The organism is Caballeronia insecticola (assembly GCF_000402035.1).
GTDB lineage: Bacteria > Pseudomonadota > Gammaproteobacteria > Burkholderiales > Burkholderiaceae > Caballeronia > Caballeronia insecticola.
Window position 1 is genome coordinate 1,007,371 of record NC_021289.1, and the last position, 23,560, is coordinate 1,030,930.

Genomic DNA, 23,560 nt, shown 5'->3' on the forward strand with positions numbered 1-23,560 from the left:
TCGCCCGCACCGGATTTGTTCGCCGCACCGCTTGCTCCTGCTGTCGCGTAACTCATGTGCTCCTTCCTCCTGACTGGGTTGATGAGATCGGTGGCGCGCTGGTCGAAGCCGCCGCCGTTGAAATGCATACTAGGACGCTATCTCATCCATGTCAACTAACTCATCTATATGTGTTATATGACTGATTGCCGGGGGTACAATCGCTTCATTCGAAGGTTCGGTTCAAAAAACGACGAGAGGGAGGCGTGATGAGCACGCTCACAGCCATGCCGAGCGCCCTGGGCGGCACGCGGTACAAGGAAGTCAAAGAGGGCATGCTGGCCGCGCTGTCGGCGCAGGAATGGAAAGGCGGCGAGGCGATTCCGTCCGAGAAGCGCCTGGCGGAGCGCTTCGGCGTGTCGATCGGCACGTTGCGCAAGGCCATCGACGAGTTGTGCGCCGAGAACATCCTGATCCGTCATCAGGGACTCGGCACGTTCGTCGCAATGCATCGGCGCGACCGGCATTTTTTCCGCTATTTCCGCGTGGTCCGGCGCGACGGCGAGCGCAGCTATCCCGTGGTCACGCTCGTCAACTTCAAAAAAGGCAAGGCGTCCCGCGTGATCGCGGCCAGGCTCGGCATTGCGGAAGGCGCGCGAGTCGTCACGTTCACGAATGCACTCGCGTTGCACGACAAGGTCGTGATGGTCGAGACGATCACGCTGCCCGAGGCCATCTTCCCGACGCTCACCGAAGCCGTGCTGCGCGATCGCCCGAACACGCTCTACAACTTCTATCAGGATGCGTTCGGCATCAACGTGGTCGGCACCGACGAACGCGTGCGCGTATCGCAGGCGAGCGAACTGGAGGCCGAACTGCTCGCGCTGCCGGCGGGCGCGCCCTTGCTCGAAGTCGAACGCATCGCGTACTCGTTCAATCAGAAGGCGGTAGAGTACCGGCTGTCGCACGTCAACACCGAGGAGTACGAGTACGTCGGCAGCGTGTTGACAGCCAAGGAATGATCGTCGTGCAGCGCTTAAGCGTGAGGACCTACATGAAACTCGCATTCAAGGCCATCCTCTTCGCGGCAATGGCAAGCCCCCTCTATTGCGCGGCGCAATCGAACGGATGCGACGCCAAGCGCAGTTCGATCGAAAAGGAAATCACCTATGCGCGCGCACATGGCAACGCGAATCGTGTCGATGGTCTTGAGACCGCCCTTGCACGCCTGAACGCGAACTGCACGGATGAATCGCTGAGAAACGCGAGTCAACGCAAAGTCGCGGCGGCGCAGAAGAAGCTCGACGAACGTCAGCACGATCTGCAAAAAGCGAAGGAAGACGGCAAGAGCGCAAAGAAGATCGCCGAGCGTCAGCGCAAGGTGGACGAATCGCACGCGGAGCTCGAGCGTGCACAAACGGAAGCAAACGAGTAAGGTTGCGATTTTCCGCTTACCGAAGCCTTTGCACGATGCAGCCGACCGATCTCGACTTCTTCACATTACTCAGCGAAAGTTATGCGCGTCTGTTGGGAACGCCGCTCGTTCCCGGCGAAGAAAACACGCCCGCCGAAGCAGCGCGCTGGCTCTACGAAGACGCGCCCTTCGGCGTGCTCGCACACGACACGCAGGCCGATCCCGTGTTTGTCTACGGCAACCTGCGCGCGCAGCGTCTCTTCGGTTACACATGGAATGAACTGACCGCGTTGCCGTCGCGCTTGTCGGCGGAAGCGCCCGAACGCAGCGAGCGTCAGGCGTTCCTCGAGGAAGTGACGCGTGCGGGTTACGTCACCGGATATCGCGGCGTGCGCGTCAGGAAGTCCCGCGAGCGTTTCTGGATCGAACGCGCGACCGTGTGGCAATTGTTCGATCGTGACGGCGTCTATCGCGGCCAGGCAGCGATGATTCCGCACGTCACCGATATCACCTGAATCAGCGCGCCACGAGCTTGCGGATCACATCGCGAAGCGGCGTCGTGCCTTTGACGATATCTTCGCGACGGCCTTCGAAATCGATCCAGCCTTCGTTGAAACCATCAAGCATCTGGATGCGCGGCATCGGATCGTTCATGCCCTGACTCCGGAACAGCGCGCCCCACGTTTCGCGCGGCACAGCCTGCGCGCGTATCGGCTTACCGAGCACGTCCGCAAAGGCAGCGGCGATATCGTCGGGGCTCGTGCGCTGCGGCCCTTCCAGTTCGACGATACGCATGCCCTGCCATTCCTCTTGCAACAGCGTTGCGGCGAGTCGTCCGATGTCGTCGGTGGCGACCATCGGAATCGCGCGATCGAGCGGCTGCAAGAACGAATGCACGATGCCTTCGTCACGCGCAGGCTCGACGTCCCATGCGCAGTTCTCCATGAACCAGCCCGGACGCAAAAACGTCACGGGGATCGATTGCGCGCGAAGCGCCTGTTCCAGCAGCGTACGCTGCGTCAGAAGATTGGTTTGCGCGGCTTGTGCGCCGATCGTCGAAAGGCACACGATCTTGCGCGGCTTCACGCGCGCCACCGCCGCGACGATTGCATCGATCACTTCGCGCGCTTCGGGAAAGCCCGGCGCCGGATCGAATTCCGAAGGCGGAAGAATGAACACGCCCGAAGCGCCTTCGAAGGCGCGGGCGAGCGCATCGGCATCGGTCATGTCGGCGAGTGCGACTTCACAGCCGCGTGCCGCCCACGGCGCGCCCTTCTTCGCATCGCGCACGACAGCGCGCACGGATCGGCCTTCCTGCAAGAGCGCATTGCCGAGCGCGCCGCCTACTTGCCCTGTGATTCCGGTGATGACGTACATGTTTCGACTCCTTGTGCATTCGATGAATGGCTGCGACGGAATGCATCTTAGGGCGACGCCTTCGTTGAGGAAATAGCGGGCCTGTCATAACATTGATGACTCGAAATCAGGAATCGCGCTCATGGGATTCGATGGACGTGTGCTCGCCAATGTCAGCGTGCTGGCCGCCGTGGTCGAGAGCGGCAGCTTCGCGCGCGCGGCGGTGCTGCTCGGCATCACGCCTTCGGGTGTAAGCCGTGCGGTCGGCCGTCTGGAGTCGAGCGTCGGCGTGCGCCTGCTCGAACGAACGACGCGCTCGGTCAAGCTGACCGACGAAGGCCGGCGCTTCTATGAACAGATCAATCCGCTGCTCGCGGGTATCGGCGATGCGATCACTTCCGCAGGCGATGCATCGAATGTCGTACGAGGCCGCTTGCGCGTGAACGTCGATTCGTTCTTCTCGCGCCTGATGCTCGCGCCGCAACTCGAACGCTTTCTCGCGCGCTATCCGGAAGTCACGCTCGATCTCGTCACGCGCGATCAACTCGGCGATCTCGTGTCCGAGGGCTACGATATCGCGGTGCGCTTCGGCGAGCCGCCGTCGTCATCGCTTGTCGCGCGAAAGCTGTTGTCGACGCGCACGGTCACGGTCGCATCGCCTTCGTATATCGCGAAGCATGGCGAGCCCGCGACGCCCGCCGATCTCGCGCAGCATGCATGCATTCAGATGCGCAGTCCGATGACAGGCGAGCCGCTCGAATGGATTTATACGCGTGACGGCACGCAATATCAGGCGCGGCCGGCCGGGCGCCTCTTCGTCACCGATGTCGCGACGATGCTCGGTGCGTGCATTGCGGGCGCCGGCATCGCGCGCTTCAAGAAGAGCGGCGTGCGCGATGCGCTGGGGCGCGGCGAACTGATCGAACTGCTGCCCGACTATGCCGGCGACAGCTTTTCGCTTTACGTGCTGTATCCGTCGCGGCACTTGCCTGCGGCGAAGGTGCGCGCGTTCATCGACTTCATCGCCGAGTCTTTGGAGCACGACGAGTAGCGCAATAGGTTCAACCTATATCGGGCACAAGAAACGGAGACACCATCATGGACCACCCGCTTGCGTCTTTCAGAGAGCGCACGGAAAGCGCCGCCGATTTCGTCGCGCCCAGTTCCCCTACGAATACTTCCGCAAGATCGACGAAGCGCGTGGCTATCCCGAAGCATTCGTCGATGCGCTCACGAAAGCGGGATGGCTCGCCGCACTGATTCCGCAGGAATACGGCGGCTCGGGGCTGGGTCTCGCCGAAGCGTCCGTCATCATGGAAGAGATCAATCGCTCGGGCGGCAACTCGGGCGCATGTCACGGGCAGATGTACAACATGGGCACGCTGGTGCGGCACGGATCGGCGGAACAGAAGAAGCGCTATCTGCCGAAGATCGCCGTCCTATCGGCCAGAATCAGGGCGTGCAGTTTCCCATCGCGCGCGCTTACGTCAATGTCGAAGCGGCCAATCTGATGCGCTTCAAGGCCTGCGAGCTTTTCGACGCGCATAAGCATTGCGGCGCGCAAGCGAACATGGCGAAGCTTCTCGCCGCCGACGGCTCGTGGGAAGCGGCCAACGCGTGCCTGCAATTTCACGGCGGCTTCGGCTTCGCGGCGAAATACGATGTCGAGCGCAAGTTCCGCGAAACGCGGCTCTATCAGGTCGCGCCCATTTCGACCAATCTGATCCTCGCGTATGTTGCGGAGCATATCCTCGACTTGCCGCGTTCGTTCTGAAGGAGGCTGCTCATGCGTCCGTTGCGCGGTATCAAGGTCTAAGCGAGCTTGGATTCGATGCGGACGCCATCGAACGTCTTCGCAACGCAAGCGCGATATTAAAACGCTCCGCACTTGTTCGCACATCGTCGCGCCTTGCGAGTTTGCGCGTTCGATCTGCTAGCTTCGCCACTCGCACGCTTCCCTGCAATGCCGCTTATCATCGGAAACTGCGATCACAGAAAACCACGCACCGAACGCACGAATCGACCATTCGCATCGGAGGTTTCATGCCGCCGCTACGCGCAATCCATCTGCTGCAAACGAAAGAAGGCGCTCGCCTGCATGGCCCCGAACGCGACGCGTGGCGCCGCTGGGGTCCGTATCTGAGCGAACGTCAATGGGGCACGGTCCGTGAGGACTATAGCGAGTGCGGCACCGCGTGGGACTACTTTCCACACGACCATGCGCGCAGCCGCATGTATCGATGGGGCGAGGACGGCATCGCCGGTTTCGGTAACGACCCGCTCGACTGGTGTATATCGCTCGCGCTCTGGAACGGCCACGATCCGATCATCAAAGAACGTCTTTTCGGCCTCACCAATGAACAGGGCAATCACGGCGAGGACGTGAAGGAACTGTACTTCTATGTGGACGGTACGCCCACGCATTCGTACATGAAGATGCTCTACAAGTATCCTCACGATGCGTATCCGTATCAGGACCTCATCGACGAAAACAAGCGTCGCGGCGCCGATCAGCCCGAATACGAAGTGCTCGACACCGGCGTGTTCGACAACGACCGCTACTTCGACGTCTGGGTCGAATACGCGAAGCACACGCCCGACGACATCGCAATGCGCGTCACCATAGAGAACCGCGCGAACGAAGCCGCGACGCTGCACGTGCTGCCGCAATTCTGGGCGCGCAATCGGTGGGCGTGGTCGAGCAAATGGGGCAAGCCGTCGCTGACACTGGAGACGCATGCAAGCGACGGCGAGCGTGTCATTGCGCACAATCCGTCGCACGGCACGATGATCGTCAGCGCAACCGCGCAAGTGCCGATCGAATGGCTCTTCTGCGAGAACGAAACGAACGTTCGCCGCATTTTCGGCATCGAAGGCGACGGCCCGTTCAAGGATGGTTTCAACGACTACCTGGTGGATGGCGACGAGACCGCGATCCGTCGCGATCGCGGCACGCGCGCCGCCGCACATGCGTGTCTGCAACTCGGACCGCATGAACGCTCCGTGATGTACTTGCACTGGCGCCCCGCTTCGGCCGAACAAGAGGCACCCGTCGATCTGCCGCAACGCTTCGCGCGCAGCGAAGCAGAAGCCGACGAATTCTACGCAACGCTGCAACACGACATCGACGACGCCGATGCGCGTCTCGTGCAGCGTCAGGCGCTCGCCGGCATGTTGTGGACCAAGCAGTATTACCAGTTCGACGTCACGCGCTGGCACGACGGCGACCCGGGCCAGCCCACGCCGCCGCGCGAACGCAAACAAGGCCGCAATGCGGACTGGCGTCACATGTGCAACGGTGATGTGGTATCGATGCCCGACAAGTGGGAGTATCCGTGGTACGCGTCATGGGACCTCGCGTTTCATGCGGTTGCGTTCGCCATGATCGATCCGGACTTCGCGAAGAAGCAGTTGCTGCTGCTCGTGAAGGAACGCTACATGCATCCGAACGGGCAATTGCCCGCGTATGAATGGGCGTTCGGCGACGCCAATCCACCCGTGCATGCCTGGGCGACATGGCGCGTGTATGAACTCGATCGCGAGATGACCGGCATCGGCGATCACGCCTTTCTCGAAGTGATGTTCCATAAGCTGCTGCTCAACTTCGCGTGGTGGGTCAACCGCAAAGACGCCGACGACCGCAACATCTTTCAGGGCGGCTTTCTCGGGCTGGACAACATCGGCATATTCGATCGATCGCAGCCGCTGCCGACGGGCGGGCGTATCGATCAGGCCGACGGCACCGCGTGGATGGCGTCCTACGCGCTCGATCTCATGCAGATCGGCCTCGAACTGGCGATGAAGAACGACGCGTATGTCGAGATCGCGGTGAAATTCTTCGAGCACTTTCTGTATATCGCGGAAGCCGTGAGTTGCGGCGAAGTCTGCAACACGGGCCTATGGGACGGCAGCGACGAGTTCTTCTACGACGTGCTGCATCTTCCCGACGGCGCGCGCGTGCCCATGCGCATTCGTTCGATCGTCGGACTTATACCGCTCTTCGCCGTGCATGTGCTCGAAGAAGGCGTGTACGGCGATCTTCCCGGCTTGCGCGAACGGCTCGCATGGTTTCTCGATCATCGGCCGAATCTGGCGAAGCTCGTGTCGCGCTGGACGGAGCCCGGCAAGGGCAATACCACGCTGCTGTCGCTGTTGCGCGGGCATCGCATGAAGGCGCTGTTGCAGCGTGCGCTCGACCCGGACGAGTTTCTCTCCGACCACGGCATACGCGCGCTGTCCCGCGTGCATTGCGAAGCGCCCTATGTGTTCGATCACGACGGCATGCGCGTCTGCGTTCGCTATCTGCCGGCCGAATCGGACTCGCGCGTATTCGGCGGCAACTCGAACTGGCGCGGTCCGATCTGGATACCGGTCAATTATCTGCTGATCGAATCGTTATACGAATTCCATCGCTATTACGGCGATGCTTTTCGCATCGAATATCCGACGCATTCGGGCCGCACCGCTTCACTGAGCGATATCGCCGACGATCTCTCGCGACGCGTCTCCACGCTGTTTCTCAAGGGCGCCGACGGCAAGCGCCCCGTCATGGCCGCCTACCCGATGCTGCAAGCCGATCCGCGTTCACAGGATCTCGTGCTCTTTCACGAGTACTTTCACGGCGACAACGGACGCGGCGTCGGTGCATCGCATCAAACGGGATGGAGCGGACTTGTCGCGCTGCTGCTTCAGCCGCGTCTGATGAAGCTGTCGCACGCGGGGCCCGAGGCGCCTGTCATGGCGGTGCGATTGCATGAAGGCGCCACGGCAATGGCGCGTTAGCGTTGCATCAGCGTTCGAGATTCCCGAAGCACACGTACTTCGCTTCGAGATATTCCTCGACGCCTGACGATGCGCCTTCGCGTCCCATCCCCGATTCCTTGATGCCGCCGAACGGCGCGACCTCGTTGAACACGAGACTGTCGTTCACGCCGACGACGCCGCATTCCAGCGCTTCCATCACCCTGAATGCACGGCTGATGTCGGCCGTGTAGAAGTACGCGGCGAGTCCGGTGCGCGTATCGTTCGCGAGGGTGATGACGTCGTCCTCGTCCTTGAACTGAAGCACGCTCGCAATGGGTCCGAGGATTTCGTCGCCGCATACGCTCATGGCCGGCTGCACGCCGGTGAGCACGGTCGGCCTGAAGAAGCGCGAGCCGGGACTCATGCGCGCGCCGCCCGCGGCAACGGTTGCGCCCGCGCGAACCGCATCGTCGATAAGACTTTCCATCCGTATCACCGCCTCCTCGCTGATCAGCGGTCCGATCTGCGCGCCTTCGTCCATGCCGTCGCTCACCTTCAGCAGCGCGACCTTCGACACGAGCTTCGCGACGAACGCCTCGTGCACGTCCTCATGCACGAAGAACCGGTTCGCACACATGGCGGCCTGCCCCGAATGCCTGAAACGCGCATCGAGTGCGCCTTTGACCGCGAGGTCGATGTCGGCATCGCCGAACACGATGAACGGGCAATTCGCGCCCAGTTCGAGCGACATCTTCTTGACCGTGGACGAGCACAGCGTCATCAGCCGCTTGCCTTCGTCGATGGAGCCCGTGAACGATACTTTCCTCACGTCCGCGCTCGCGAGCATCGTGCTTCGGATCGGCTCGCCTTCGCCGGTCAGCACGGACAGCACGCCGCGCGGCAAACCGGCGTTCTCGCCGAGCGCGCATAGCGCGAGCGCGGAAAACGGCGTGCGCGGATCGGGATGATGAATGACGGTGCAGCCCGCAGCGAGCGCCGCGCCCACGCGCCGCGCGACCATCGAAGCGGGAAAGGTCCACGACGTAATCGCGCCGCATACGCCGACCGGTTGATGCAGCACACGAATGCGCTGATTGCGCCGTGGCGCGGGAATGTTGTCGCCGTAGATTCTGCGCGCTTCCTCGGCGAACCAGTCGAGGTAATTGGCGGCTTGCGTGATCTCGGCGCGCGCTTCGTGCAGCGGCTTGCCTTGCTCGCAACACAGAATGATGGCGAGATCGTCGCGATGAAGTTCGACGAGCCTTCCCCATTCCCGCAACACCGACGCGCGCTCGCGGCTGCTCCAGTTGCGCCAGTCCTGCAGGGCCGCGTTCGCGCATTCGATGGCTTCCGTCACCTGCTCCGCCGTGACTTGCGGCACGGAACCGATGACGTCCCCCGTCGACGGATTGGCGACAGACACGCGCGGCAGCGAGGTTTCATCGACCCATACGCCGGCTACATACGCCGATTGCTCGAACAGACTCGGACACTGCAGTTCCATGGCTCGCTCCAATACGTTTGGCGCTTCGTGCAACCCCGTGAAAAGGGTTGCATCGAGCTTAACGCATTTTCGTTTGCCGTTTGATTACGCGCGGATATGCCGGGTATTCAGATTGAAGGCTCAGTGTGAAGGCTTAGTGACTCGCGCCTTCCACCGCGCCGATGCCCGTTTCCGAACGCACGGTCTGCGTCTCGAAGCCGGCTCGGTCGATGCGCGAACGCGCGGAGCGGTCCGTCACCGAGAAGAGCCAGATGCCGGCGAAACCGACCGCCATTGAAAACAGCGCGGGCGATGCATACGGGAACGGCGCGCTCGCGTAGTGGAACACATCGACCCATACGGCCTTCGAAAGCACCGTGAGCAGCACCGCGGAAAACAAGCCGAGAAAGCCGCCGACAGCCGCGCCGCGCGTCGTGCAGCCACGCCACAACACGGACATGAAGAGGACCGGGAAGTTGGCCGATGCGGCCACCGCGAACGCCAGCGACACCATGAACGCGATGTTCTGCTTCTCGAACACGATGCCCAGCACGACCGCGATGAAGCCGAGCACGATCGTCGTGATCTTCGACACGCGCAGTTCGCTCGCGCTGGACGCCTTGCCCTTCTTGAAGACGGTCGCATAAAGATCATGCGATACCGCCGATGCGCCCGCGAGCGTGAGACCCGCGACCACGGCCAGAATAGTTGCAAACGCAACTGCCGAGATGAAGCCGAGGAACACGTTGCCGCCGACCGCGCTCGCCAGATGCACCGCCGCCATGTTGGTTCCGCCGAGCAACTTGCCGCCTGCGTCCTTGAACAGCGGATTGGTGCTCACCAGCACGATCGCGCCGAAGCCGATGATGAACGTGAGAATGTAGAAGTAGCCGATCCACGTCGTCGCCCAGAACACCGACTTGCGCGCTTCCTTCGCGTTGGGGACGGTAAAGAAGCGCATCAGGATGTGCGGCAGGCCGGCCGTGCCGAACATCAGCGCAATGCCGAAGGAAATCGCCGAGATCGGGTCCTTGATGAAGTTGCCCGGGCCCATGATCGAGGCCTTCTTCTCGTGCACATCGACGGCCTTGGCGAACAGCGCCTCGGGGCTGAAGTTGAATTGCCACAGCACCATGAACGCCATGAACGAAGCACCCGCGAGCAACAGACACGCCTTGATGATCTGCACCCACGTGGTCGCGGTCATGCCGCCGAAAAGCACATAGACCATCATCAGCGCGCCGACGATCACCACCGCGATCCAGTATTCGAGGCCGAACAGCAGCTTGATGAGTTGTCCCGCGCCGACCATCTGCGCGATCAGATAAAACGCCACGACGACCAGCGTGCCCGACGCGGCGAACGCGCGAATCGGCGTCTGCTTGAAGCGGTAGGCGGCGACATCGGCGAAAGTGAAGCGGCCGAGATTGCGCAGACGCTCCGCCATCAGGAACGTGATGATCGGCCAGCCGACGAGAAAGCCGATCGAATAGATCAGACCGTCATAGCCGTTGCTGTACACCGCCGCCGATATGCCGAGAAACGATGCCGCCGACATGAAGTCGCCCGCAATCGCCAGACCGTTCTGGAAGCCCGTGATGCCGCCGCCCGCCGTATAGAAATCGGCGGCGGAGCGCGTCTTTTTCGCGGCCCATTTGGTGATGAAGAGCGTCGCGATCACGAACGCGATGAACATGCAGATCGCGGTCCAGTTGGTCGCCTGCTTGACGGCCTGACCGAGATCGCCGCCCGCGGCGAAGGCAGGGGCGGAAGCGGCGGAAGCGGCGAAGAGCGCGCCTGCCGCGAGGAAACGTTGCGGCTTCATGCGGCCTCCCGCTTGATCTTGTCGGTGAGTTCGTCGTAGGTGTTGTTGGCGTGACGCACATACAGACCCGTAATGACGACGGTAAAGACAATCACGAACAGCCCGATCGGCATGCCCCAGGTCATCACGCCCGCGCCCATCTTCGCGGAGAGCACGTCCTTGTTGAACGCAATCAGCAGCACATAGCCGTAATACACGATCAGCACGAGCGCCGTCAGCGTCCAGCCGAGCTTCGAGCGTTTTCGCACGAGTTCGCCGTAGGTGGCGCTCGACTTGATCTTCTCTACGATCTTGAGGTCCATTTCCGTCTCCTGCATGGATGTCTTTCTCAGCGTGCAAACGCGCCCGCGTTCGCGCGAAAGACGCGAACGATCAGCGATGCGTATAAAAAGGGAAATCCCCGGGCGGGGACGTCGCGCGGTGTTGCGGCGCATGCATTTCAGGCGAGTTCTGCTTTCGATGCGCTGGAGACTAAGGTAAAAGCATGCGCTTACCCTTTTCTTACGCGAGGTACTTTCTTTGGGCGGGGTTTACGCGGAGCATTGCGCGCGAGGCCAACATGAACGTAGGATCAACAGTCGCGCCGGGCGTTTCTAAAATCGATATGAAGGATTGCTGGCCGATCAGCAATTCCAGGCATCTTTTCAGCAATCGCTGATCAGTGCGCAAAGCGTTCAATCGAATACGCGCTAATGCTATGGCATTTTCTTCCGTCTTCAGCTATTAGTAGACACGTCACGTGCGTCACGCTAGATCACGCCAGACGGCAGCGAACCAGCAGCTCTCTCTCAAGAACTCGATCGTCAAGACCGGAGGCAGCTACGAACCATCACAAGCATCAGGCTCGCGCGCGTTGACGTCGCCTATCAGCCCTGTCCTGCGCAACTTCTTCGCCCCGGCGAATGGCGCATCGGAACCGGTGTCGTTTCCGAAAGCGTAATCGCTGACCGCGAGCATGCCGTGGCGGACGCGTGTTGCCGCGCGTTTCGCTCTTCAACTGTCGGCCATCCCAAGAGGGAGGCGCCTATGGCGTTCGTGTCGGTACGGATACTGGACTGCGGCTGGTTCGCCCGAGCGTCGCGCCCGCTGCGCGTGTCGCGCTTCGCTTCTGTCGCGGCCGTCGCGCTGCTCTCGCTCGCCGCGTGCAAGAAGCCGCCGCCCGAGGCGCAGAAGCCTCCCGTCGATGTCACGGCGATGACGGTCGCCGCGCAGACGACGCCCGTCGACTTCGAATTCACCGCGCAGACGCAGAGTTCTCGCGAAGTGGAAATCCGCGCGCGCGTGGATGGCTTCCTCGAAAAGCGCGCGTACACCGAAGGCTCGCTCGTGGATGCCGGCCAGATCATGTTCATCATGGACAAGCGTCCGTTCGAAGCCGCGCTGCAAACCGCCAAGGGCGCGCTCGCGCAGCAGCAGGCGCGGCTCTACGTGACGCAGCAAAATCTCGCGCGCGTGAAGCCGCTCGCCGCGATGAACGCGTTGAGCAAGAAAGATCTCGACGACGCCTTAGGCAATGAGAAGCAAGCCGAAGCCGCGGTGATTTCCGCGCAGGGCGAAGTGCAGACCGCGCAGCTGAACCTGAGCTACACGACGATCCGCTCGCCGCTCAAGGGACTGTCGAGCTTCGCGCGTCAGCAGGAAGGCAGTTACGTGACGCCGACGCAAGGCGGTCTGCTCACTTACGTGTATCAGCTCGATCCGATGTGGGTGAACTTCAGCATCTCCGAAAACGAATTGCTGAACTATCGCGATCAGATCCAGAAAGGCCTGCTGCGTTTTCCGCCCGAGAACAAGTTCGACGTGACCATCATTCAGGCGGACGGCTCGATCTATCCGCAGACCGGTCGCATCGACTTTACGAATCCGGCGTTCAGCACCGAGACGGGCACGTTCCTGGTGCGCGCGGTGTTCGCCAACGCGAAGGGCACGTTGCGGCCCGGCCAGTTCGTGAAGGCGCGCGTCACGGGCGCGCTGCGGCCCAACGCGATTCTCGTGCCGCAGCGCGCCGTGTTGCAAGGCGCGAAGAGCCATTTCGTCTGGGTGCTCGACGATCAGTCGAAGCCGCGTCAGCGCGTGGTCGAAGTCGGCGAGTGGCACGGCGACGACTGGTTCATCACGAACGGCCTCAGAGCGGGCGAGCGCGTGATCGTCGATGGCGCGATCCGCGTGTCGGCCGAATCGCAGATCCACGTCACGGGCGCACCCGCTGCGGGCGATACGCCGGCATCGGGCGCGCAGGCCTCGCCCGCCCAGACGACGAGCGACAGCGGCGGGGCCGGAAAGTGATCTGATCAGACGACTATCGAAAGCACATCGGGAAGCATGTCGCGCGGAAGAGGCCAATGAACATTTCACATTTCTGCATTGACCGCCCGATCTTTGCCTCGGTCATATCGATCATCATCACGCTCGGCGGCGCGCTGACCATGTTCGCGCTGCCGACCGCGCAGTATCCCGACATCACGCCGCCGCAGATCACCATTTCGGCGACGTATCCAGGCGCGAGCGCCGATGTCGTCGCCAACAACGTGGCCGCGCCGATCGAGCAACAGGTCAACGGCGCGGACAACATGATCTACATGAGCTCGTCGAGTTCGTCGACGGGCAACCTGACCATCAACGCGTACTTCCAGATCGGCACGAACCCGGAACTCGCGCAGGTCGACGTGCAGAACCGCGTGAATCTCGCGCTGCCGCAACTGCCGCAGTCCGTGACCGCGCAAGGCGTGCAGGTGCAGAAGAAGTCGCAGGCCTTCATGATGGTGATCGCGATCTATTCGCCCGACGATCGCTATGACGCAACCTACATCGCCAATTACGCGAACGTCTATGTGCTGGACGCGCTGAAGCGCATTCCCGGCGCGAATCAGTCGAGCATTTTCGGCACGCCCGACTACGCGATGCGCATCTGGCTCAAGCCCGACCGCATGGCGCAACTCGGCATCACGGCAAGCGACGTGCAACGCGCCGTCGCCAATCAGAATCAGCAGTTCGCGGTCGGCCGCCTCGGCCAGTCGCCGACGGGCGCGCCCGTCGAACAGTCGTTCGCGGTGACCACGACCGGGCGGCTCACTGAACCCGCCGAGTTCGAGAACATCATCATTCGTGCGCAGTCGGGAGGCGCCGCGATCGTGCGCCTGAGGGACGTCGGGCGCGCCGAGCTAGGCCAGAAAGATTATTCGATCCGCAGCCGCTTCCAGGGCAAATCCGCGACGGTGCTCGCTGTCTATCAACAGCCGGGCTCGAACGCGCTCGACGTGTCGAAGCAGGTCCGCGCGGCGCTCGCCGAAATGAAGAAGACGTTCCCGCAGGGCATCGACTATCAGATCGCGATGGACACGACCGAATTCACGCGTGCATCGATTTCGGATGTGGTGCACACGTTCTTCGAAGCGGTCGTGCTGGTGGTGATTGTCGTGTTCGTGTTCCTGCAAAGCCTGCGCGCCACGCTGATTCCGGTGCTGGCGGTGCCGGTATCGATCGTCGGCACGTTCATGGGCATGGAGGCGCTCGGCTTCTCCATCAACATGCTGACCTTGTTCGGCATGGTGCTCGCAATCGGGATTGTCGTGGACGATGCGATCGTCGTGATCGAAAACGTCGAGCGCAACATGAACGTGCACAAGCTCGATCCGAAGACCGCCGCCAAGCAGGCGATGGACGAAGTGGCCGGGCCGGTGGTCGCGATCGTGCTCGTGCTGTGCGCGGTGTTCGTGCCGGTGGCGTTCCTGAGCGGCATCACCGGGCAAATGTACAAGCAGTTCGCCATTACGATTGCGATCTCCGTGGTGCTGTCGGGTATCGTCGCGCTGACCTTGTCGCCGGCGCTCGCCGCGATCCTGCTCAAGCCCGGACATCACGAGAAAAAAGGCTTCTTCCGCTGGTTCGACCGGCAGTTCGAACGCATGACGCACGGCTATACGCGCCTCGTGCGGCTCGTGATCAAGCGTTTCATCATCGCGCTGTTGTTGTTCGTCGGCATGATCGCGCTCGCCGTGGTCATGATGCGCGACATTCCCACCGCATTCCTGCCGCCTGAAGATCAAGGCTATCTGCTCGGCGCCGTGATCATGCCGGATGCCGCATCGCTCGACCGCACCGGCGCGGTGTCCGAGCGCATCACCGAATACTTCATGAAGCAGCCGGCGGTCGGCAGCATCACGACGGTGGACGGTTTCAGCATTCTCGACAGCCAGAACAAGAACAATTCGTCCACGTTCTTCGTCGGTCTGAAGAGTTTCGACGACCGCTATAGCTCCGCCAATATCCGCACGCAGAACGCGCGCGCCGTGCTCATCGACGCGTACAAGCATCTCTCGCAGATCAGGGAAGGCATTGTCGTGCCGCTCAATCCGCCGTCGATTCCGGGTCTCGGCACCACGGGCGGCACCGAAATGTGGATTCAGAGCAAGGGCGATGCGACCATCGGGCAGTTCGCGGCCATCGTCGACGATTTCGTCGCGAAGGCGAAGGCGCGGCCGGAACTGACGGGCGTTACGTCGACGTTCAACGCGTCGTCGCAACAGATGCTGGCGAGTGTCGATCGCGACAAGGCCGAAACGCTCGGCGTGCCCGTCGAGGATGTCTATAGCGCAATGCAGACGATGTTCGGCTCGCTCTACGTTTCGCAGTTCAACCGTTCGAGCCGGCTCTGGCAGGTGATTCTGCAAGCCGAACCGCAATACCGGCTGAAGCCCGACGATCTCACGCAGATTTTCGTGAAGAGCAAGACCGGCGAGATGGTGCCGCTCAAGGCCATGGTCACCACGCGCTATGTGACCGGGCCCGACCTCATCACGCGTTTCAACAACTTCCCGGCCGTGAAGATCACGGCCAACGCCGCACCCGGCTACGCGTCCGGTCAGGTCATTCAGGCGCTGGAAGATATCGCGAAGAACATGCCGTCGGAATACGGCATTGCGTGGAGCGGCGAGGCCTACGAGGCGCAGCAGTCGGGCAGTTCATCGGCGCTCGTGTTCATCTTCGGTCTGATCATGGTCTTCCTGATTCTCGCCGCGCAATACGAGAAATGGAGCCTGCCGTTCGGCGTGTTGATGGCGGTGCCGTTCGCGATCTTCGGCGCGCTGCTCGCAATTCTATTGCGCGGCCTCAACAACGACGTGTACTTCCAGATCGGTCTCACGATGCTCGTCGCGCTCGCGGCGAAGAACGCCATTCTCATCTTCGAGTTTGCCGTGCTGAACCGCGAATCGGGCAAGTCCATCTACGACGCCGCGATGACCGCCGCCGAAGAACGCCTGCGCCCGATCGTGATGACTTCGCTCGCGTTCATTCTCGGCTGCGTGCCGCTCGCGATCGCGACGGGCGCATCGGCCAACAGCCGGCATTCGATCGGCACGGGCGTGATCGGCGGGATGCTCGGCGCGACGGTCATCGCCGTGTTCTTTATCCCGATGTTCTTCTGGGGTCTCGAAACGATGTCCGGGCGCAAGGAAAAGAAAGGCGGCGAACCGCCCGCCGCCGCTGCCGACGCAACCGACGCCACGTCCGCGCACAAGCCGCCGGGCGGGGCTCCGGACGCCACGCCGTCCGCTCCGGACAAAGGACACTGACATGCGGCGCGAGAGGCTCATCTCCACTTTTGCGGGCGTCGCCGCCGCGCTGTCGCTCGGCGGCTGCCTGCTCGGTCCGAACTATTCGCGTCAGCCGGTGGAAACGCCCGCGACGTTCCGCTTCGCCGCGGCCGAAGTCGCCGACACGGCCAATTCCGAATGGTGGAAGCAGTTTCAGGACCCCGTCCTCGACGAACTGATCTCCACCGCGCTCGCCAACAACAAGGACGTGAAGATTGCGGCGGCGCGCGTCGAACAGTTCATGGGTCAGTTCGTCACGACGCGTGCCGCCCTCTTCCCGCAGATTTCGGCGGGCGGGACGGCGGCGCGTCAGCGCGCATCGCAGGCGGGACCGCAACCGCTCGTCGGCGTCGGTCCCGTGTTCAACGACTTCGAACTGTCGGTGTCGGCGGCGTGGGAAATCGATCTGTTCGGCCGCAACCGGCGTCTTACCGAAGCCGCGCGCGCGAATCTGCTGTCGGGCGTGGAAGGCCGGCGCGCGACGATTCTTTCGCTGGTGGCGGCGGTGGCGTCGTCGTATCTGAATCTGCGCAGCCTCGACAAGCAACTCGATATCGCCAAGGCAACGACCGCGAGCCGCGCCGAATCCGTGCATGTGTTCACACTGCGCTTCGAAGGCGGCGAAGTCTCGCAGATGGAAGTCGCGCAAAGTCAGTCCGAGTACGAAGCCTCGCTCGCGACCATTCCGCAGATCGAGACGCAGATCGCGCAGACGGAAGACGCGCTCTCCGTGCTGCTCGGCGAGAATCCCGGGCCGATCCTGCGCGGCCGTCCGCTCGGCGAACTCGCGACGCCCGTGATTCCGGCCGGTTTGCCGTCCGACTTGCTGGAGCGGCGGCCCGACCTGCTTCAGGCGGAACAGGATCTGATCGCGGCGAACGCGCTCATCGGCGCGGCGCGCGCGTTGTATTTCCCGCAGATTTCGCTGACCGGCCTGTTCGGCACCGCGAGCGGCCAGTTCTCGTCGCTCTTCACGGGACCGGCGCGCGTGTGGTCGTTCGCGGGTCAGGTCACGCAGCCGATCTTCACGGCGGGCAACATCTCCGGTCAGGTGCAGACGGCCGAGGCGCAGCAACAGGCGGCGCTGCTCACGTATCAGAAAGCGATTCAGATCGCGTTCCAGGAAGTCGACGACGCGCTCATCTCTTCGCAGAAGCTGCACGAACAACTCGAAATACAAGGCCGTCAGGTCACGGCGCTCTCGACTTATTCGCGGCTTGCGCGGGCGCGCTATGAAGGCGGCTATACGAGCTACATCGAAGTGCTCGACGCCGAGCGCAGTCTCTTCAACGCGCAGCTCTCGCAAACGCAGACGCAGGCGGCCGCGCTCGTTTCGTTCGTCACGCTCTACAAGGTGATGGGCGGCGGCTGGGTCATGGAAGCGGACAAGCTGACCACGCAACAGACGGCGACCCCGCCCGCCGGACCGGCCAAAACAGTGCAATGAACACGACGACATCCGGCACGGCCACAGCACGCGATGCCACCGGCGAGCGCGTGCTGACGGCCTGCCACGAGTGCGATCTGCTGCAACGCGAAACCGCGATACCGCCCGGCGGCACGTTGCGCTGCTGCCGCTGCCGCGCCGTACTCTACCGGCGTCGCGGACGCGGCTTCGACCGGTCGCTCGCGTGCGCGCTCGCCGCGTGCGTGCTGTGGCTCATCTCGAACGCGTATCCGATCGTCGGTCTTGCGGTGAACGGCGATATCGTCGAAACCACGTTGATCGGCGCGGTGCGCGTGCTGTATCGCGACGGCATGTGGCCGCTCGCCGGTCTCATCCTGATCACGACGGTCGTCATGCCCGCGTTGCAGGCGCTCGGCATGGTCTGGCTGCTGCTGCCGCTGCATCTGAAACGCAGGCCGTATCGCGCCGACGCCGTGTTCCGCCTGCTGCGCATCGCGCGCAACTGGGGCATGACCGAAGTGCTGATGCTGGGCCTTCTGGTCGCGGTCGTGAAGCTCGCGCATATTGCGTCGGTGGTGACGGGACCGGCGCTGTGGTCGCTCGCCGCGCTGATGCTGGTGCTCGTCGCGGCATCGTCGGCATTCGACGAACGCGCGATGTGGCTGCGCATCACAGGCGCGCCGCCCTCCATACCCACGGATAAGCCGTTGCGCGGACGCACGGCAGCGGCCTGCGGCATCTGCGTGTGCCACGACTGCGGCTTATGCTCGCGCGGCCGGCAGCATCACGGACATCTGTGTTGTCCGCGTTGCGGTGCGCATCTGCATCTGCGCAAGCCGGCCAGCCTGTCGCGCACGTGGGCGTATCTGATTTCCGCGGCGATCCTCTATATCCCCGCGAATCTGCTGCCGGTGATGAACACGAGTTCGCTGTTCGGCGCGCAGAAGGACACGATCATGAGCGGCGTTGCGTACCTGTGGCATTCGGGATCGTGGCCGCTCGCGGTGATCGTGTTCATTGCGAGCGTCGCCGTGCCGATGCTCAAGATCATCGCGATCGCCTATCTCGCCGCGAGCGTGAATCTGCGCATGACGCAGCAACGCACGCAACGCGCGCGCATCTACCGCATTGTCGAACTGGTGGGCCGCTGGTCGATGCTCGATATCTACGTGATCGCCGTGCTCGTCGCGCTCGTGCAGTTCAGCGCGATGGCGACGATCGAGGCGGGCCCGGCCGCCATCGCGTTCGGCGCTGTCGTCGTGTTGACGATGTTCGCCGCGATGTCGTTCGATCCGCGCTTGATCTGGGATACACAGCCACAGCCACAGCCAGAACCAAAACCACAGCCACAGCGCGAGGCCCCGCGATGAGCACGCCCGACGACATGCCCGATGCCGAAGTCGTGCCGCGCAAGCGCTGGCGCATTCCCTGGATCTGGATCGTGCCCGCGATCGCGGTGGCGGTGGGCGTGTGGCTCGCCGTGCAATCGGTGCTGCAACAAGGCCCAACCGTCACGATCACGTTCAAGAGCGGCGAAGGGCTCGAAGCCGGCAAGACGAAGATCAAGTTCAAGGACGTGGACATCGGCCTCGTGAAATCGGTGGCCTTGTCGAAGGACTACAAGCGCGTCATCGCCACGGCGGAACTCACGCGCGACGCCTCCAACATGCTCGTCGACGACACGCGCTTCTGGGTCGTGCGTCCGCGCGTGGCGGGCGGCTCGGTGTCGGGCATCAGCACGCTGTTGTCGGGCGCGTATATCGGCATGGATATCGGCCACACGAAAAGCGCCCGGCGCGATTACACAGGCCTCGAAACGCCGCCGGTTTTCGCGAGCGACGTGCCCGGCCGCCAGTTCATCCTGAAGGCGACGGATCTGGGCTCGGTCGATGTCGGCACGCCGGTCTACTTCAGGCGCCTGCAAGTGGGCCAGGTGACGGCGTTCGAACTCGACAAGGACGGCAGCGGCGTCACGCTGCGCGTGTTCGTCAACTCGCCGTACGACCGCTACGTCAACGCCGATTCGCGCTTCTGGCAGGCGGGCGGCATCGATGTGTCGCTCAGCACCGACGGCCTCAAGGTCAACACGCAATCGCTCGTGTCGATACTGATCGGCGGACTCGCGTTCGAGACGCCTGCGGTGTCGCTCAGTTGGGCCGAAGCGCCCGCCGACACGACCTTCAACCTGTTTTCAACGCGCGCCGATGCGCTGCGCGTGCAGGAGCGCATCGTCGATACATACGTGTTCGCGTTCGAAGGCTCGGTGCGCGGTCTCGCGGTGGGCGCGCCGGTGGAATTCCGCGGCATTCCGATCGGCGAGGTCGCGGCGATCTATACGCGTTTCGATCCGGTCACGAAGCGCATCAGCATACCGGTCGAAGTCAAGATTTATCCGGAGCGCTTTACGTCGCGTTTCGCAAGCGAGCCGAAGGGCGGCCGGATGGTGACGGATCGCCACGCGCTCGCGGATTTGCTGGTCGAGCGCGGGCTGCGCGGGCAGTTGCGCACGGGCAGTCTGCTGACGGGCCAGCTCTATGTCGCGATGGATTTCTTCCCCGGCGCGAAGAAGGCGGGCATCGACTGGGAACGTTCGCCGCCCGAAATGCCGACGACGCCGAGCGGCCTCGAATCGTTGCAGGATTCGATGAACCGCATCATCACGCGTATCGACAAGCTGCCGATCGAAGAACTCACCGCGAGCGCGCGCCAGACGCTGAACAGCACGAGCCAGTTGATGCGCAACATCGATACGCAAGTCGTGCCGCAAGCCACGTCGACGCTGTCCGCCGCGCGCGCCGCGCTCGATGCGGCGCACTCGACGCTGATGCCGGACTCGGGTCTGCAACAGGACACCGCCGAAGCGGTTCGCGAACTGACGCGCACGGCGGCATCGTTCCGCAGTCTCGCGGATTATTTGCAGCAGCATCCGGAAGCGTTGCTGCGCGGCAAGCCGGAGGACAAGAAGTGATGCGGCCCGTTCTCGTGTTCCTCGTTCCAGCCATGGCGATCCTGGCCGGATGCACTTCGCCCCGCGCGAGCTTTTACCGGCTGAGCGCCGATCCGTCGCTGAGCGCGGCCACCGCGCGCGCGCCGCAGCGGCCTGTGATTGTCGGACCGGTGACGGTGCCCGATCTCGTCGATCGTCCGCAGATCGTCACGCGCAACACGAACAACGAGGTTGCGCTCAACGAGTACGCGCGCTGGGGCGAGCCGCTCAGGAGCAGCGTGGCGGACGCCATCGCCGGCGATCTCGCGGTGCTGCTCGGCTCGAATCGCGTGGCGGTGGCATCGCGCGCGGTCGCGGACCCGCAGGCGTATCGCGTGCGCGTCGATATCCAGCAGTTCGAATCCGTTCCCGGCGATGCCGTCGCGATCGACGCGCAATGGTCCGTGCGCCGCTTCGGCGACGACAACGCGCTAAACGGCCGCTCGCTCGTGCGCGAGCCGGTCACGGGCCCGGACTTCGATGCGCTAGTGGCCGCACACAGCCGCGCGCTCGCGAGCGTGAGCCGCGATATCGCGACGGCGATCGAGCGTGATCCTTTGCCTTAGGGTTGATTAAGCGCGGGTCGAGTCGATCAACTCCAGCGTATGCCGCGCGATCATCAGTTCCTCGTTGGTCGGAATCACCCACGCGCTTACCCGGCTCGCCGCCGTGCTGATGCGCGGGCCGTTGCCGTCGTTCGCGCGTGCATCGAACTCGATGCCCCACCATTGCGCTTGCTCGCACACGCGCCGCCGCACTTCCGCCGCATGCTCGCCGATGCCCGCCGTGAAGACCACGGCGTCGAGTCCTTGCAGCGCGGCGGCCATCGAACCGAGTTCGCGGGCAATGCGATACACGTAGAGATCGATGGCGAACTGTGCGCGTTCATCGCTGCTCGCGAGGAGCGCGCGCATGTCGCCCGAGATGCCGGACACGCCGAGCAGTCCCGATCCGCGATACAGCAGGTCTTCGATGTCGCGCGCGCTCATGCCGAGTTCATCGAGCATATAGAGCATCACGCCCGGATCGAGATTGCCGCAGCGCGTGCCCATCATGAGGCCATCGACGGCGGTAAAGCCCATGGTCGTCGCGATGCTCTTGCCTGCGTGCATCGCGCATAAGCTCGCGCCGTTGCCGAGATGCGCGACCACCGTGCGGCCGCGCGCGGCGTCCGGCGCGATCTGCGGCAGCGCGCCTGCAATGTATTCGTACGACAGGCCATGAAAGCCGTAGCGCCGCACGCCGTTCTTCGTGATCGATTCGGGCAGCGCGAACGCCTGCGCGAGCGGGTCCTGCGTCGCATGAAAGGCCGTGTCGAAACAGGCCACCTGCGGCATCGCCGGATTGCGTTCGGCGATGATGCGAATCGGCTTCAGATTGTGCGGCTGATGCAGCGGCGCGAGCGGCGTGAGCTTATCGAGTTCGGCGACGATCTCGTCGTTCGTCAGCACCGGCTTCGTGAAATGCGCGCCGCCATGCACGACACGATGCCCCACGCCGATCAGCCGATGCCCCGCGCCGTGGCCGCGCAGGAACGCGCCGAGATGCGCGATCGCATCGGCGTGTTCGAGCCGCGTGCCTTCGCCCCATGCATGCTCGCCGGTTTTCTTGCCGTTCGCATCGTAGGCGATGAAGTGCGGCGAATCGAACAGCCCTTCGACCTGCCCGCGCGTGACTAGCGCGAGTTCGTCGCGCTCCACGTCGAACGCGCTGAACTTGATGCTCGACGATCCCGCGTTGAGAACCAGAATGACGTCGGCCATGATGTCACCCGCTGACTTGCGTCTGCTCGCGACGCTTCGATGCCACGAGCGACGCAACCGCGCACGAAGCCAGCCGCGATTGCAGCGAATCGGCGCGGCTCGTCAGAATGACCGGCACGCGTGCACCGAGCACGATGCCCGCGGCGTCCGCGCCCGCGAGAAACGACAGACTCTTCGCGAGCATGTTGCCCGCTTCGAGATCGGGCACGATCAGCACGTTCGCGCGCCCCGCGACCGGCGAATCGATCTTCTTCGTGCGGGCGGCTTCGAGATCGATCGCGTTGTCGAGCGCGAGCGGTCCGTCAACGAGCGCGCCCGTGATCTGATGCCGGTCGACCATCTTGCAGAGCGCCGCTGCTTCCAGAGTCGATGGCACTTTCGGGTTCACCGTTTCCATCGCCGAAAGAATCGCGACGCGCACTTCCTCAAAACGCAACGCGTGCCCGAGTTCGATGGCGTTCTGCACGATATCGACTTTCTCGGCGAGCGTGGGCGCGATGTTGATCGCCGCGTCGCTGATGATGAGCACATTCTCGTGGCCCGGCACATCCATGATGAAACAATGCGACACGCGCCGCGCCGTGCGCAGGCCGCCTTCGCGGCTGACGACCGCGGCCATCACTTCGTCGGTATGCAGGCTGCCTTTCATGAGCGCCTCGGCACGCGCTTCGCGCACCAGTTCGACGGCCTTCTGCGCGGCGGCGTGACTGTGCGGCGCATCGACCACCGGAAAGCCCGCGATGTTGAGGTTGCATTCCTCCGCGACTTCGCGGATGCGCTCGCGCGGCCCGACGAGCAGCGGCGCGATCAGCCCCATTTCCGCGGCCTTGACCGCGCTTTCCAGCGATGTGCGGTCGCACGGATGCGCAACCGCAACAGTAAGCGGCGGCAACGAGCGGCATACGTCGATGAGCCGCTGATACTTCTCGTGTGTATGTTCCATTTCGCCTTCCGGTGAGGACTTTGGCCCGAACGCCATCATCAGAATATAGGCGCAACGTGCGCCAAG

Annotated in this window: 17 protein-coding genes and 1 pseudogene; 12 read left to right on the forward strand and 6 right to left on the reverse strand. The window is 63.1% G+C overall.

Annotated features, from left to right (window positions below):
* Window positions 1-248: 248 nt before the first annotated feature.
* From BRPE64_RS29250 to BRPE64_RS29260, 3 genes are read left to right on the forward strand one after another with little or no spacing between them, the layout of a single operon-like run.
* Window positions 249-1,001: a GntR family transcriptional regulator gene (locus tag BRPE64_RS29250; RefSeq protein WP_044043548.1), complete on the forward strand. Its 753-nt coding sequence runs from the start codon at window positions 249-251 to the stop codon at window positions 999-1,001.
* Window positions 1,002-1,033: 32 nt separating this feature from the next.
* Window positions 1,034-1,414, forward strand: coding sequence for a DUF1090 domain-containing protein (locus BRPE64_RS29255; protein WP_044043865.1), 381 nt, complete (start codon window positions 1,034-1,036; stop codon window positions 1,412-1,414).
* Between the two features lie 35 nt (window positions 1,415-1,449).
* Entirely contained in the window at window positions 1,450-1,908 is a 459-nt protein-coding gene (locus BRPE64_RS29260; RefSeq protein ID WP_016348615.1) for an MEKHLA domain-containing protein, read from the forward strand.
* Window position 1,909: 1 nt separating this feature from the next.
* On the opposite strand, the gene BRPE64_RS29265 is transcribed toward BRPE64_RS29260, so the two are convergent.
* Entirely contained in the window at window positions 1,910-2,770 is an 861-nt protein-coding gene (locus BRPE64_RS29265) for an NmrA family NAD(P)-binding protein (RefSeq protein WP_016348616.1), read from the reverse strand.
* A gap of 121 nt (window positions 2,771-2,891) precedes the next feature.
* Here BRPE64_RS29265 and BRPE64_RS29270 point away from each other — a divergent pair, with 121 nt between their 5' ends.
* The 3 genes and pseudogenes from BRPE64_RS29270 to BRPE64_RS29280 all read left to right on the forward strand — a co-directional run bounded on the left by BRPE64_RS29270 (window position 2,892) and on the right by BRPE64_RS29280 (window position 7,531).
* Window positions 2,892-3,800 carry a LysR family transcriptional regulator gene (locus BRPE64_RS29270; RefSeq protein WP_016348617.1) on the forward strand — a complete coding sequence of 303 codons (909 nt, stop codon included), beginning with the start codon at window positions 2,892-2,894 and terminating at the stop codon, window positions 3,798-3,800.
* Window positions 3,801-3,936: 136 nt separating this feature from the next.
* Window positions 3,937-4,523, forward strand: a pseudogene (locus tag BRPE64_RS29275) (acyl-CoA dehydrogenase family protein).
* A gap of 269 nt (window positions 4,524-4,792) precedes the next feature.
* Window positions 4,793-7,531 (forward strand): MGH1-like glycoside hydrolase domain-containing protein, encoded by a 2,739-nt coding sequence (locus BRPE64_RS29280; RefSeq protein ID WP_016348620.1) that lies wholly within the window; start codon window positions 4,793-4,795, stop codon window positions 7,529-7,531.
* Between the two features lie 7 nt (window positions 7,532-7,538).
* Here the strand turns inward: BRPE64_RS29280 and BRPE64_RS29285 are convergent, their stop codons facing one another.
* The 3 genes from BRPE64_RS29285 to BRPE64_RS29295 all read right to left on the reverse strand — a co-directional run bounded on the left by BRPE64_RS29285 (window position 7,539) and on the right by BRPE64_RS29295 (window position 11,102).
* Entirely contained in the window at window positions 7,539-8,996 is a 1,458-nt protein-coding gene (locus BRPE64_RS29285) for an NAD-dependent succinate-semialdehyde dehydrogenase (protein ID WP_016348621.1), read from the reverse strand.
* 133 nt (window positions 8,997-9,129) lie between these two features.
* A complete protein-coding gene (locus BRPE64_RS29290; RefSeq protein WP_016348622.1) occupies window positions 9,130-10,800 on the reverse strand; it encodes a cation acetate symporter in 1,671 nt (556 codons plus the stop codon).
* Window positions 10,797-11,102, reverse strand: coding sequence for a DUF485 domain-containing protein (locus BRPE64_RS29295; protein WP_044043867.1), 306 nt, complete (start codon window positions 11,100-11,102; stop codon window positions 10,797-10,799). Before BRPE64_RS29295 ends, BRPE64_RS29290 begins: the two co-directional genes overlap by 4 nt.
* A gap of 724 nt (window positions 11,103-11,826) precedes the next feature.
* On the opposite strand from BRPE64_RS29295, the gene BRPE64_RS29300 reads away from it, so the two are divergent.
* Genes BRPE64_RS29300 through BRPE64_RS29325 form a run of 6 tightly spaced genes read left to right on the forward strand, consistent with a single transcriptional unit; the run spans window position 11,827 to window position 21,354 of the window.
* Entirely contained in the window at window positions 11,827-13,086 is a 1,260-nt protein-coding gene (locus tag BRPE64_RS29300; protein WP_016348625.1) for an efflux RND transporter periplasmic adaptor subunit, read from the forward strand.
* A gap of 56 nt (window positions 13,087-13,142) precedes the next feature.
* Complete coding sequence (locus BRPE64_RS29305; protein WP_016348626.1) at window positions 13,143-16,373, forward strand: efflux RND transporter permease subunit; 3,231 nt, start codon at window positions 13,143-13,145, stop codon at window positions 16,371-16,373.
* A gap of 1 nt (window position 16,374) precedes the next feature.
* Entirely contained in the window at window positions 16,375-17,841 is a 1,467-nt protein-coding gene (locus BRPE64_RS29310; protein WP_016348627.1) for an efflux transporter outer membrane subunit, read from the forward strand.
* A complete protein-coding gene (locus tag BRPE64_RS29315; RefSeq protein WP_016348628.1) occupies window positions 17,838-19,172 on the forward strand; it encodes a paraquat-inducible protein A in 1,335 nt (444 codons plus the stop codon). The genes BRPE64_RS29310 and BRPE64_RS29315 overlap by 4 nt, the downstream gene beginning before the upstream one ends.
* Window positions 19,169-20,770, forward strand: coding sequence for a PqiB family protein (locus tag BRPE64_RS29320; protein WP_016348629.1), 1,602 nt, complete (start codon window positions 19,169-19,171; stop codon window positions 20,768-20,770). Before BRPE64_RS29315 ends, BRPE64_RS29320 begins: the two co-directional genes overlap by 4 nt.
* On the forward strand, window positions 20,770-21,354 hold the full coding sequence (locus tag BRPE64_RS29325) for a PqiC family protein (RefSeq protein ID WP_016348630.1): 585 nt from the start codon (window positions 20,770-20,772) through the stop codon (window positions 21,352-21,354). The genes BRPE64_RS29320 and BRPE64_RS29325 overlap by 1 nt, the downstream gene beginning before the upstream one ends.
* A gap of 6 nt (window positions 21,355-21,360) precedes the next feature.
* Here the strand turns inward: BRPE64_RS29325 and BRPE64_RS29330 are convergent, their stop codons facing one another.
* Both BRPE64_RS29330 and BRPE64_RS29335 read right to left on the reverse strand, forming a co-directional pair.
* The gene (locus tag BRPE64_RS29330; RefSeq protein WP_016348631.1) at window positions 21,361-22,551 is read right to left on the reverse strand and encodes an acetate/propionate family kinase; all 1,191 of its coding nucleotides are present in this window, start codon (window positions 22,549-22,551) and stop codon (window positions 21,361-21,363) included.
* A 4-nt stretch (window positions 22,552-22,555) separates the two neighbouring features.
* On the reverse strand, window positions 22,556-23,530 hold the full coding sequence (locus BRPE64_RS29335) for a phosphate acetyltransferase (protein ID WP_084675901.1): 975 nt from the start codon (window positions 23,528-23,530) through the stop codon (window positions 22,556-22,558).
* Between the last annotated feature and the right edge of the window lie 30 nt (window positions 23,531-23,560).